We start from the raw sequence: 13,379 nt of genomic DNA, 5'->3' as shown, positions 1-13,379 counted from the left end.
ATGCTTTTCGTCTCCTCTTACTTGTGGTGAATAAGAAGTCTCTTTTAGCATGGGCGTAATTCAGGCTATAGCCTCAAGGAACAATCACCACCGCCAGAGGCGGTGGTTTTGGGATGACAATAAAAATGCGACCCTAGGGTCGCATTGCTGTGCTGATACAAAACGTGAGGATTATTGTGGTAACCACAGCCGAACCAACAGGCCACCGTCACTGCGATTATGCATGCTAATACTGCCATCGTGGGCTTCGATAATTTCACGGCACAGAGGTAAACCAAGCCCAGTACCCGATTGTTTCGTCGAGTAAAACGGCAACAGCGCTTGCTCTAATACTTCGCCAGACATGCCAGTACCGCGATCCTCGATCGCAATGCTAAAACCCGCACCATCCACTAAGGTTTGATACCGAATTGACAGGGTGACCTCCTCTGGGTTTGAACCCGATTCATGGGCGTTTTTAAGCAAATTGAGTAGCACTTGCTCCATCTGTCCTTGGTCGAAATAGCCATCGACTTCAGGCAAATCATGCCTAAGTTTAAAGGGATAATGCTGGGTTAACTGGGTCGTAAATTGCGTCCAATTCACCTGACGCCGCTGCGGGAGCGGCAACTTAGCAAAGCGGGCATAGTTGAAGATAAACTGGCTCAGATGACTGGTGCGATTCTCGATCGTATCGAAAATCAAGGTTAACTTGGGATTATCGATATCTTTGGTGAGCAGTCGGCCGGAGTTCACCATAGAGGCGATGGGCGCCACTGAGTTATTAAGTTCATGGCTAATAATGCGGATCACTTTCTTCCACACTGCCACCTCTTGACGATTAAGCTCGCGGGTCATCTGCTTAAGTAAAATCAAGTTATGTTGTTGGTTATTTAACAAAAACTGGCCGCGACTCAAATACCAAGTTTCCACATCATCTTCGCCCATGGCAAAGAGACCGTTCTTTTCATGTTTAAGCGCTAAGGCCAATACTTCGGGCAAGTCCACTAACAATTCATCTAGGCTCAAACCTTCCATTTTGCCCTTTTTGTGGAATAGATGACGCGCAGCATCGTTGGCGTAAATGAGCCGCTGATGGTCGTCGAGCAATAACATTACGTTGGGAGAGCTTTGGATCACCTTATCCAGCAACAACTCACGCTGGTAAATGTATTGCCTTTCTTGGCGCAATTTTGCCGCCGAATGATTAAATAGCTGGGCCAAGGTTTTGAGCTGACCTTCACCATACTCTTGAATACTCACGCTAAAGTCATTATCGCTAAAGTTCAGTAGACCTATTTCGAGGGAGTCCAAACTGCGACCCAGATGCCGTGTTAACCAAGCGACACTTAGACCGCACGCTCCACAAGCGAGCAATAACACCAGCAAACCTTCACCTAAGGTTAAACTCGAGACTCGCTCGTTGTCTGCTATTTCAGCGGGCGCCACTGGGGATACAGGGGCTTTGGGCGGTAAAATGGATAGCGGTTCTACACGTAAAGGCTCAGCAATATGAGTGGTGAAATTAAACTGCCCTTCTTTAAGCTGCTCTAACTTGAAGAGTTTTATCTGTAACTGCTCTTGTTTAAGTTGTTCAAGCTTTTGCAGTTCTGCCTTAATCTGCTCGGTCCTCTGGCGCGCTTGCATGGCTGCCGCTAGCTGCAATTGTTCAGTATTTTTAAGGGCAAGCTCAATGGCAGCAGTGGTTTTTTCCAGATCAGCAAAGTCGAGTTGTACATTCACATCGGGGATTTCGATTGCCTTAGATGTGGCGACAGCCGAAGTTTCAGGTGAGATATATTTCACTAAGGCAAAACTAAGCAAGACGCCAAAGGCGCAGCAAACCATTGAATAAATGATAATTTTAGTTCGGATTAACACTGACATTCCTTAATCGATTGCCTTTCTCTCGCCTAGAAGCTGTTGCCTAAAAGCTACAAACTAGCATCTGCACTTGGCCTATGACTTATCTAAACCAAACTTATCCATGCGCCGATACAGCGCCTGACGACTGAGCCCAAGCGCTTTGGCGACCCGAGCAATCACGCCATGGTGCTGTTTTAGCGCCGCTTCGATATCTTCTCGACTCACCTCTATCACCTCATTAGCCGACTGTGTTTGGTCGCGGGCAGAGCTATCAGAAAAAGTGGCATTAGCGGGAATAGAACTTGGCACATAAACGGCCTGAGGATCAAATTGTCTCTGTTCAAAGCTGCGCGGATCGGGCTGTCGCTGCTCTAAGTGTCGCGGCGCAGAAGCTACAGAAATATGGGAAGTCGCAGCTCTTGCAGCACTCACGACAGGTGCTAAACCAAAGTCAGCTTCAGTCAGCACATGGCTTTGCGCCAACAATACCGCTCGCTTACAGGCGTTTTCCAGCTCACGCACATTACCCGGCCAGCGATGGTGCAACAACGCCTGCAATGCGGGCTTACTCAAGCTAAAATCACTACCGATAAAATGCTGTACTAAAGGCAAAATATCATCGGTGCGTTGATTCAATGGTGACAACGCCAGTTCAATCACATTTAAGCGGTAAAACAAATCCTCGCGAAAACGCCCTTCGGCAATATCTTGGGCCAGATCCGCATTGGTCGCACTGATCACCCGCACTTTCACTTTTTGGGTTTTATGGCTACCTAAGCGTTCAAATTCACCGGTTTGCAGCACCCGCAGCAGTTTTACTTGGCCAGATAAGGGCAAGTTACCGATTTCATCTAAAAAAAGTGTGCCGCCGTCGGCCGCTTCAAAGCGACCAATACGCGCTTTAGTCGCCCCCGTAAAAGCCCCCGCCTCGGCACCAAACAGCTCTGCCTCTAATAAATCCATCGGCAAAGCGCCGACATTGACCTTAATAAAAGGTTTATTTTTTAAGGGAGAATTAGCATGGAGAATATCGGCAAGCTTGTCTTTACCCGCGCCATTGGGGCCAGTGATTAGGACCGACACATCTGAGCGCGCCAGCTGCAAGGCTAAATCAATGCAACGCTGCATCGCGCCGCTGCCAAAGACAATCCCGCAGAGGTCCGCATCGGCGATCGCCACTTGGCGTTGATGATTCACCCGCTCGAGACGATGGTTAGCACGGGAGAGTTTATAAAGCGCAATCAAATTGGTAATGCTATTGAGCACCTTAGCGTCATCCCAAGGTTTACCCATGTAATCGGCCGCGCCCGCTTTGACTAATTCAACTGCGGTTTCGAGTTGCGTCCACGCCGTCATCAAAATGATCGGTAGATCCCCTTGGCGTTCGCGCAGAGCGTAAAACAGCTGCTTGCCTTCCTCGCCCGAGGTGGTATCACGGGTAAAGTTCATATCTTGGATCACTAAATCCACATCATGCGTCGCCAATAATCCAAGGGCGTCATCCGGACTATGGCAAGTCAGCACCCGATAATCATTAAGCTCTAGCATCAAACCTAGGGCTTGGCAGATGGCGTGATTGTCGTCGACGATGAGGATAGTATCCATAAGTATGAGTGTTGTCCTATATAAAACTATTAACCGTAAAGTAACAAAAAGTGCAATAACATCCTATTGTTATCGCACTTTTATTGGGCTTTTATCGTACCTTGAGTGACATCAAATATTTCGCTATACGCTGCGGGTTGCCGTTGCTGGCGAAATATTTGCCGCCTTACGCGCTGGTAAGTAAACCGCCAGCGTGGTGACAATAAACAAGCCTGCCACTGTAAATAATGGATAACTTAAATCCAACATAGGCAAGCTATAGATTTTCATTAACTGCTGCCCTAACTGTATCGCTAACAAGCCGCCCAACACACCTCCCGCTAAGCAAATCAAATAATTTTCTACGAGGAAGTAACTGATAATATCGCGCTTTTTCGCACCCAGTGCACGGCGGGTACCTATCTGCTTAGTGCGGCGCTGGATATTAAACATCACCATACCGGTTAAACCGAGCGAGGTGATCAGCAGCAGCAACACTACCATCATGATCAACACGGTAATCATCAATTTATGATCGCGGTATGAGCTATCTTTTAAGGCCTCAATTGACTTAAAGCCATCGAGAACTCGGTTAGGATTCTCGGCCAGCAACGCTTTTTTTATCGCATCTTTAAGCTCGGCGTGGTGCTCAGGTTTGGCCCGAACCATGTAAGAACTGCTGCCATAATCCACATTTTGAATCACACTGTTTTCAAGGCTAGAACTGTCAATCCACGCGCCTTGCAGTTTATCGACTACACCTATCACAGTGATCTGTGCATCTTTACCCTCGTACAACACTTTGCCAAGTGGTGATTCATCAGGCCAAATCGCTTTCGCTAACGCGCTGGAGATGATCGCTAATCGGCTCGGGCTATCGAGATTGTCCTTAAGTTCATGGGGGTAAAAGTTACGCCCTTCATTCAGCTTAAGGCCTAAGGTCTCAAGGGTGTGATCTGTCCCTAAGTACATGGCAAATTGCGGTGTCGATTTAGCGCTATCCGGATCGGGCCCCAGATTGAAGGTGCTCGACCAGCCGCCACCGCTTAACGGCAACATATTGGTTGAGGTCGCATCAATCACATTGGGTAGCCCACGTAAAATTTGCTGATCAATTTTGTTTTGCGCGGTTTTATCGATCAATGGATCGAAGTTGAACAAGCTAAAGGTCAAGACTTCAGACTCTTCAACTCCCGAAACGCGCTGCATCAGGGCTAAACGCTCTTGAATAATAAAGCTCGCGTTCGCCACAATTGCCACAGACAAAATAATCTGAATAAGCAATAAGACAGGACCGCTTTTACTGCGCAACAAACTGCTGAGAATAGGTTTAATATGTAACATAATAAGTCCCTTACTGGCTTTTAAGATAAACGCTAGGTTTAGTCCGGCACACAACCCACGCGGGATACAAGCCAGCCAACAAGGCTGTGCCTACCGCAATACTAGGAGTGATAATCCACATACTCGCCGATAAATGGGTTAACCCCTTCGAGACCTCAAACTGTGCCGATAAGCCGTAAAGTGACGCGTAGGCCCAAGCGAGTCCCAGTAAACCGCCTAATAAACCTATCATGCCTACTTCCACCATATATTGAGCGAAGATTTGGGCTCGGCTAGCACCGATTGCGCGGCGCACCCCAACTTCAGGCGCTCGCTTGAGGAACTTAGTGAGCATTAAACCTAATATATTGACTAAACAAACACTTAAAAATAGTGCGCTCAAGCCAACCAAGATTTTATTGTCTTCAGGAACGACATGATTGTATTCAAGCCAAGTCGCGACATCGGAGACCTTGACTGAGTCAGCGGCAGATTTTTTATCGGTAAAGCGACCCAATACTTTTTGCTCTGCGACATAATTGCTGAGCCAAGAACGGTAACTGGTTACTGCATCTTTATTGGGTAACTCAACCCAATACAGCAGCCACACTTTTTCAGAGTTCAGGCGATCGCTGTAACTATTCATCGTCTCAAACTTCCAACCCGAGGTGTTACCCCATACATCAAACTCTTCGATAGGTGTCAGCGAAAACGGCACAAAAATTTGTTCAGTGTCGTTAAAAGCACCGTTAGTGGGATCATAATATTTAGGCTTAGGGTCCCAGGCTTTAATCACCCCCACTATTTGATAAGGTTTACGATTAAGATAGATAACCTTGCCGACACTGTTTTGGCCCGCAAACAGCTTTTGATTGAGTTTATCGTTAATCACCACTTGATAAGCAGGTTCAGTGTCTACGGATTTATCCCACACATTGCCGTACAAAAATGGCACGTCAAACAGCTTAAAAAAGTCGCTATCTGTCACCCGAATACTTTCTAAAATAGGCGCGAAATTGACATCCTCAGTTTGCAGCGCCATCCCAGTGCGAAACATCGCCGCTTGGCGTTTAGGTAAGGTATTGTTGCGCAAATTCATCGCATCTTGATAAGTCACTAACGAGTTAAGCTCATCCCAAGAATCGGGACCTTGGCTCCAAAGCTGTACCGCATTTAACTCATCTGAGCGTTCACCCGCAGGATTAAACGACATCATCTTGTAGACGTTTAACGTGGTGATTGTGATGCCAATACCTATCGAAATCGCCAACACCATCAACAGCGACAGCACTGGGGTTTTCTTAATGCTGCGCCAGGCTAAATCAACATAATAAAAAAACATAATGCGTATCCTTAGTCAGCGTTGGCGACAAGTTTATCTAATGGGTGCGAAGCTGCAGTTTGCGCACTGCCATGGGGCTGATACATAGTAAAATCACACACTTGACCATCGACGATTTGAATATTGCGCTGGGCACGGCGAGCGAGTTCAGGGTCGTGGGTCACCATGATAATGGTCGTGCCCGCTTGATTGATATTTTCAAGTAATTCCATCACTTGGCGCGCCATTAAGCTGTCGAGGTTACCTGTCGGTTCATCGGCGAGCAGGAAGCGTGGCTCACCGGCTAATGCACGGGCAATCGCCACCCTTTGTTGCTGTCCGCCCGAAAGCTGAGTGGGAAAATGCTTGAGTCGTGAGGCTAGACCCACTTGTTCTAATGCCTGCTGTACGCGGCGTTGGCGTTCCTTGGCATTAAAACCACGGTAGCGCAGCGGCACTTCAATATTTTCTGCCAAGTTAAGGTCGGGAATTAAGTTAAAGCCTTGGAAGATAAAGCCGATTTTCTCGTTACGGATAGCAGCGCTCTTATTATCGCTCAGGTTAGACACGTTAATGCCATCGAGAAAATAGTCACCGTGGGTAAAACCTTCGAGCAAACCCGCGATATTTAAAAAAGTCGTTTTACCTGAGCCAGAAGGACCCGTGACCGCGACAAACTCGCCTTCATTCACTTCGAGGTTAAAATCGCGCAGGGCGTGGGTTTCCACTAAATCCGTTTTAAAAACCTTGCTCACACTCTTCATTGATAACATGTTAATTTCCTTAAAATAATCAAATCAATTTTACGCTGCATCTAAACGACTCGATGCATGGCAGCGTCATCAGCCGAAAAATGGCTCAACGACAGACTCTAAAAGCCACACAAAAACGCCCAATATAAGGTCGGCACTTTCGAGTGAAACCTCACCCACTTGGCGAACCTCCTCCAATGGATTGGTCCATTCCAAGATATTCAGTCCAAGGAAAAACCAGCTATTGGCTTCACCAATACTCAACTCCACCGCGACCACCAGTAGCAGTAAGGCCAACACGCCAAACATTTTTGATGACATCAACACACTGAAATCAAATTGTTTATCACGCATATTCGGCTCCTATTCTTGTCCATATCGCAGCAGGTTTCGTCATTCACCTTGATCGCTGCGCCGTTATATTCATCAGATTGGTTATTTAGTAATTTACGAATATCGGTCATCAATGAATCCTGACCTGTTCTGCTTGATTAAAAGGTTCGACGCTGGATATCACCCACTCATCTCCGGCTTTACCGCCTTCGAGTACTTCGACTTGGCTCATGCTGGTACTGCCGAGTTTGATCTCGCGGCGGCTGGCTAAATCGCCTTCAATTTGGTAAGTCTCATCGCCACCGCCGCTAGTCATAAAGGCGCCGCGTTTCACCATCAACACATCGGGTCTGTGCTCTAACAAGACTCGGGCGGAGATTCGTTGGTTCTGACGCAGTTTCAAGCTGTTATCTTGAACGAACTGCACCCTTGCGGTCACTTCACGGTTACGCACTTCGGGGGAGATGGACGATAACTTGCCCATTAACTTCACGCTGCCGAAACTGAGCTCAACTTCCATCCCTAAACCCAAATCGTCGGCGTAGGACTCTGGCACCGCAAGTTCGGCCTCATAGGCGCTTAAATCCACAACGGTTAGAATCGGTTGGTTAGCGCTAAGACGGGTTTTCTGCTCGGTTATCCAGTTGCCGATAATGCCGCCCACGGGGGCTTTGATATTCAGAGCCTCAACTTGACGTTCGAGTTCGTGCACGGCTAGGGTTTGGCGCTCGACTTCTAATGCTTTGTTTTTAACTTCAAAGGTTAGGGTGTCTTTTGTTAGCGCGACTTCCTGCTCGGCATGGGCAAACTTGAGTTTAGCCTTGTGCAATTCGTCTTTGCCTTTTTCGTAATCGATTTCGCTGATCAGCTTATTTTTAATTAACAACTCACCCCGGCGACGTTCTCTGTTGGCGGCTTCTAGGTCAACCGCGGCCATGTCTAAGGTTTGATTCACTTGCAGTTGACCGCGTCTGGCGTCCAACTTGGCGCGATCTAACGCACTCTGCATTCCCGCCAAAATCGACTTAGCCTGCTCCAACTGATTGGATAATCTTGGGCTATCGAGTTTGGCAACCACATCGCCTTTATTGACGCTATCGCCAGGGTTACTCAGCAGAGTGACTGTGCCTTCCTCTGTGCTATACAAAATAGGCGCATTCGCCGCCACGATTTTACCTGTGGTCGCAACATCGCGGGTTAAGGTTCCAACGAAGAGTGTTGCGGTAGTGATGTCGCTGCGGCTTAAGGATTTGCTCACGCTATCTGTGCCCAAGCTGGCCCACACTAAGGCGCTGACTAATAAGGCGCAACCGCCGATCAACAGAGGTAACTTAAGACGTTTAGTGGTCGATGGCACAAGTACGGTATCTTGGCCGCTAGTATCTTTAATCATGGCTTTACTCGCTTCCCTGTCGGAATCATCAGTGCCGGAGCGCAATCAACGGACACTATTTGGAAATCTATACCACAGAGAAAGCAAAGCCTATGCCAAATCAGTAAAAACATTATCATTCATAACGTTAACTTTGTTTTGTTGATAAAAGTGTCCGCGGACACAGGGAGTTAAATCGAAAAGTGTCCGCAGCAGATTAATCAAAAGTGTCCGATGTTAAAAAAGATGACATAGCGCGAGCCATGCAGCTAAGCGTTTCAATTACATGTCCTAACAGATTTATTGGCCGAAACTACCGAGTTTCCCTTTACAGTAAAATCCTTGCCACATAAGATCCTGCCACCCTCGCAGCAAAAACGATCAAAAGACCAAACCCTATGACCACAATAACAATCACTCGCCCAGACGACTGGCATATTCATTTAAGAGACGGCGCCCAGCTTAAAGATACAGTGCGCGACATCAGCCGCTATATGGGCCGCGCCATCGTCATGCCAAACTTAGTGCCCCCCGCTATCGATACCGAAACCGCACTGACTTATTACGACCGCATTAAAGCGCAGGTGCCAGCGGGCTCACAATTCGAACCTTTGATGGTGTTGTATTTAACTGACAAAACTAGCCCAGATGAAATCCGCAAAGCCAAAGCTTCGGGTAAAATTGTCGCCGCGAAGCTCTACCCTGCGGGCGCGACGACCAACTCGGATTCAGGCGTAACCGATTTGAAGAACATCTACCCTGCCCTCGAAGCCATGCAAGAAGTCGGTATGTTGTTTTTAGTGCACGGTGAAGTCACGGATTCATCGATTGATATTTTCGACCGCGAGCGCGTCTTTATCGAAAATATCCTCAGCAAAATCGTTGCCGATTTCCCAGAACTTAAAATCGTGCTTGAACATATCACCACTAAAGATGCGGTCGATTTTGTCACCCAAGCCTCTGATAATGTGGCCGCGACTATTACAGCCCACCATTTGCTGTATAACCGCAACCACATGCTGGCTGGCGGTATTCGCCCACATTTTTACTGCCTACCGATTTTAAAACGCAACACCCACCAGCAGGCGTTATTGGCCGCAGCAGCAAGCGGTAGCAAGAAGTTCTTCTTAGGCACAGATTCGGCGCCCCACGCTAAAGATAAGAAAGAAGCCGCCTGTGGCTGCGCGGGTTCGTACACGGCCCATGCCGCCATTGAGCTGTATGCCGAAGCCTTCGAATCGGTGAATGCGCTAGATAAACTCGAAGCATTTGCAAGCTTCAATGGCCCAGATTTTTACAATCTGCCACGCAATGCCGACACGATCACGCTCGTTAAAAAATCATGGGATGTCCCTGCGACTTACCCGCTGGGCGACACTAACGTCGTGCCGATTCGTGCAGGCGAAGCCATTGATTGGCAAGTTGAGTAAGCCTTAAGTCTTTAACATCAGGTCGCCTACGGGCGACCTTTTTTACACCCTAGGTTCATTTTGATTTTCAATCCAACTTATTACCTTTTAAGAGAAAATATGTATGCAAACAAGGATGTTATTCTCGGTTTTATCCTCAAGCCTGTTGCTTGCTTCTACGCTCCCATTACATTCCTTTGCGGCCAATGAACTGACGGGGATCTGGCAGGGACAATTAGGCAAAAGCAAAGTCAGAGTCTGCTTTAATCAATATGGAACAGGCAGTTATTACTATCAACGCTACTTAACGCCAATAAGACTCGAGCAGCAAGATGAACTGTGGAAAGAAGAAGGCAACACGGGAAACTGGCAGTTTGATACTGTCACGCCACAAAAACTGAGCGGCCATTGGTTTAAAGATAGCGCGGGTAAATCGTTACCCGTGCAACTTGAGCGAGAAACCAGCCCAGATGATGTAGAAGATTGCGGCGCCGATGCCTATAACCTGCCACTAGAAACAAGGCCTAAACTCAGCCGAGGGAAATGGCAAACCTATGAAAATATTGAGTATCGCCCACTGACGTTTGGCACAGATGTGGGTATCGAATTTAAAGGCCCACAAACGGGGATTTTGGCTATTAATCAATGGCTTGAACATAAGCTCACCGATGAAGCCCAGCTAGCACAAACCTTTGACACTCGCCGCAGAATGCTGGCACAAATGGGCAGTTTTGTGACTGACGAAACCTTTGCCGAGCCGATTTTTATTAATCAGCATTGGCTCAGTGTGCGCCTATATCGCTGGGCCGCAGGTTATGGCGCTAATGGCATCAGCCAAGAATTTGTCAGCTTCTCTCTTAGCGATGGCAAACCTTTCCACCCGTGGCAATGGTTTCTCGCCGATACCAAACCGCAAAGCATGCTCGATGGTATGAGCTATCCTTTACCCCAAGCATTAAGGGAAAAATTGTTTGCAGGTAAAGAGTTAGACCCAGAATGCCCCTCATCAGATGGCTCGGGATATTATCAGCTCACCCTTGAGACAAAGACCATCAAGTTCTGGGAAATGCCCCGCGGCGATGGATGCGAACAGGAGTTTGTCCTGAGTCCGCAGGAGGCAATGCCTTTCGCCACACAATGGGGACAAACACAGCTTAAGCTGTTGGAATAGTGTACTTAACTGAGAAAATACTAGAGGAAAAGAAAGTAGTCATGGCGATGAGCGTAAGCGCGACGGCAAGCGATCTTTCCCTCCCTACACAGTAATGCATTTCGAGCTAATTCATTTCAGTAAGGAATAATCCTTGAGCAATTTAACCGCAAAAATAGCGACACCCGAAGCCTTAGTGCAAGCCCAGCTTGAAGCCTACAACCAGCGCGATCTCACTACGTTTGTCGCCCAGTTTAGTGATGATGTGTGCATCTATCGTCCACCCGCAACAGCGCCCGTCATCCAAGGTAAAGCCGCTTTTAGTGACTTCTATCAGAATGAACGCTTTAACCTGCCCAACTTACATGCCGAAATAGTCAGCCGTATGGTGGTGGGCAATAAAGTCGTCGATCACGAACGCATCAGCGGGATTAGGGATGAACCCTTTGAAGTGATGGTGGTGTTTGAAGTCTCTGATGGATTGATTCAAGCCATGTGGAGTTTTGCAACCAACTGATTGGTTTTTTATCATTGTTTTTAAAAGATAAAATCAACGTTGTGGGGCTTCACCTCTGATTTGTTAATCAAGAGTCGACCAAGAGGGAATTAACAGCAATCCCCTCTTTAAGAGTGATGAGTGCTTTATCTTTTATGCATAGAATTAATCACTTTCATTCCAGTGACACGCCATAAACTCGTCCCTGAGGGCTCGACGACGGCATCCATGCCGCCAACGGTCACTTACATGCAAGTGATTAATTTCGCCAACACTTAAGTATGTCTGTAGCTAAATGACTCATATCTCCGTAAACACCTTAGTAACCAGTATCATACGCCCAGTAAAAGTCACCGAACTGCTCAGATGGTACATCCATGTTCCCCCGAGCCTGCGCCATCATCCATGATGTCGCCACGGCATTTTTATCTGCGTATTTCGACAACTTCGCAGGGAATAGCGTATTCCTGTAGTTCAAGATAGTGACAACTCATCTTAATAATTAAAAGAAGTTGCACCAGAACCATCTTTTTGCAAAGCTCGGTTGTCGAGTTCTATGAGTAAACTCATCGTATTTCTTATTAAATAGCCAAGTTTAGGAGTTACAAATTGTCGAACTCGGATACAAAAAACCAGCAAGTAATAGCGTGTGTGGCTGATGCCATTAAATTAGCAAAGACAGAAACTTCACATAACTCGAAGAAATGGTGGTTTAGGGGCCAATCTAACGCACGCCACAATCTTGTACCTAGTTTATTTAGGCCAATAGACGGCAAATACTACAATGAAAACATGCTTATCGATGAGTTCGTAAGGATGCATCCAGAAGCAAGAGAACGTCATACTGATGTTTTGGAACTTCTCACTTATGCCCAGCATTATGGGTTACCTACAAGACTTCTTGATTGGACGGAAAATGTATTAGTTGCTCTTTATTTTGCGTGCTCAACAGAAAATGACCTTGATGGTAAAATATTTTTTTTACCCGATTTTGTAGACGATATATTTGATTTCGATTATTACAACTTTGATTTTGGCAAAATATTTCTAACAAAATTAATAGAATATAACGATGCAGATGACTTTAACAATATTTTTGAACAGGCAGCATCTTCCATCCGCGAAGATCATCTTAAATTTTTAAATGACCAGCTTTTATTTAATGAATTACGTTTTGATGATTTTTTAGCATTAGAGAGAAAGTATCACGGTCCATTATCGAATAAAGGAGTTAATTTAAGTTTTAACACCGAAGGCAGTGGAACAGGCCGTTTAATAAAACATGCTGGATTCATGTACACACCAAAACGCCTTAACAAACGATTAGTCACACAACAAGGTTGCTTTACCTGCCATACAGGTAAAATATTGTATAACCAACAATATGTTAAAGTTAACGATGAATTTGATAAATTTTCACGTTCCTTCATTATCCCAGCTAAGTTCAAGGAAGATATATTAAATGAACTTAAATATTGCGGAATATACGAAGCAACTTTATTTCCTGAACTTGAATATCAAACAAAACATATTAAAAGTTATTCACTGTTTGAACAGAAGTGGTAATTCTAGCTAACTAATATTTTGCAGCTATCTAAATTAATAAACTGGACTTATAGAGCTTTAATGCCTTAATGATTTACCAATAACACCAGAGTCAAAGGAATACACCATCCCCTCGGAGTTGCCGCAGGGTGAATAGGCAAATTGCGTGAGTCCAAGCCATGGATGGCTGGCTAGCTTTCGCAGGTGCAGGGACGCATCCTTCGGAAGCGATAGCAAATTTGCCAATGA

At 46.3% G+C, this 13,379-nt stretch carries 11 protein-coding genes; 4 read left to right on the top strand and 7 right to left on the bottom strand.

All coding sequences use genetic code 11. The features are described from left to right. Positions 1–171: 171 nt before the first annotated feature. The 7 genes from MO387_RS19280 to MO387_RS19250 all read right to left on the bottom strand — a co-directional run bounded on the left by MO387_RS19280 (position 172) and on the right by MO387_RS19250 (position 8,551). Complete coding sequence (locus MO387_RS19280) at positions 172–1,860, bottom strand: ATP-binding protein (protein ID WP_107946686.1); 1,689 nt, start codon at positions 1,858–1,860, stop codon at positions 172–174. A gap of 78 nt (positions 1,861–1,938) precedes the next feature. Next, complete coding sequence (locus MO387_RS19275) at positions 1,939–3,450, bottom strand: sigma-54 dependent transcriptional regulator (protein WP_107946685.1); 1,512 nt, start codon at positions 3,448–3,450, stop codon at positions 1,939–1,941. A 123-nt stretch (positions 3,451–3,573) separates the two neighbouring features. Beyond that, positions 3,574–4,773, bottom strand: coding sequence for an FtsX-like permease family protein (locus MO387_RS19270; protein ID WP_107946684.1), 1,200 nt, complete (start codon positions 4,771–4,773; stop codon positions 3,574–3,576). A gap of 10 nt (positions 4,774–4,783) precedes the next feature. Further along, positions 4,784–6,094: an ABC transporter permease gene (locus MO387_RS19265; protein WP_107946683.1), complete on the bottom strand. Its 1,311-nt coding sequence runs from the start codon at positions 6,092–6,094 to the stop codon at positions 4,784–4,786. Between the two features lie 11 nt (positions 6,095–6,105). Then, positions 6,106–6,846, bottom strand: a complete 741-nt coding sequence (locus MO387_RS19260) for an ABC transporter ATP-binding protein (RefSeq protein ID WP_107946682.1) — start codon at positions 6,844–6,846, stop codon at positions 6,106–6,108. Positions 6,847–6,915: 69 nt separating this feature from the next. Continuing rightward, on the bottom strand, positions 6,916–7,179 hold the full coding sequence (locus MO387_RS19255; RefSeq protein ID WP_107946681.1) for a hypothetical protein: 264 nt from the start codon (positions 7,177–7,179) through the stop codon (positions 6,916–6,918). 109 nt (positions 7,180–7,288) lie between these two features. Continuing rightward, a complete protein-coding gene (locus MO387_RS19250; RefSeq protein WP_107946680.1) occupies positions 7,289–8,551 on the bottom strand; it encodes an HlyD family efflux transporter periplasmic adaptor subunit in 1,263 nt (420 codons plus the stop codon). A gap of 377 nt (positions 8,552–8,928) precedes the next feature. Between MO387_RS19250 and pyrC the strand changes: the two genes are divergently transcribed. From pyrC to MO387_RS19230, 4 genes are all read left to right on the top strand, one after another. Then, positions 8,929–9,960 (top strand): dihydroorotase, encoded by a 1,032-nt coding sequence (gene pyrC, locus MO387_RS19245; RefSeq protein WP_012586965.1) that lies wholly within the window; start codon positions 8,929–8,931, stop codon positions 9,958–9,960. A 103-nt stretch (positions 9,961–10,063) separates the two neighbouring features. Next, positions 10,064–11,110: a hypothetical protein gene (locus MO387_RS19240; protein WP_107946679.1), complete on the top strand. Its 1,047-nt coding sequence runs from the start codon at positions 10,064–10,066 to the stop codon at positions 11,108–11,110. 133 nt (positions 11,111–11,243) lie between these two features. Beyond that, positions 11,244–11,606: a nuclear transport factor 2 family protein gene (locus MO387_RS19235; protein WP_107946678.1), complete on the top strand. Its 363-nt coding sequence runs from the start codon at positions 11,244–11,246 to the stop codon at positions 11,604–11,606. A 630-nt stretch (positions 11,607–12,236) separates the two neighbouring features. Further along, complete coding sequence (locus MO387_RS19230) at positions 12,237–13,151, top strand: FRG domain-containing protein (RefSeq protein WP_234420998.1); 915 nt, start codon at positions 12,237–12,239, stop codon at positions 13,149–13,151. Positions 13,152–13,379: the final 228 nt, after the last annotated feature.

The sequence above is a fragment of the Shewanella sp. N2AIL genome (assembly GCF_022690845.1).
Classification (GTDB): domain Bacteria; phylum Pseudomonadota; class Gammaproteobacteria; order Enterobacterales; family Shewanellaceae; genus Shewanella; species Shewanella baltica.
Note: the sequence above shows the minus strand (reverse complement) of the source record. Positions and strands in the feature narration are given on the sequence as shown.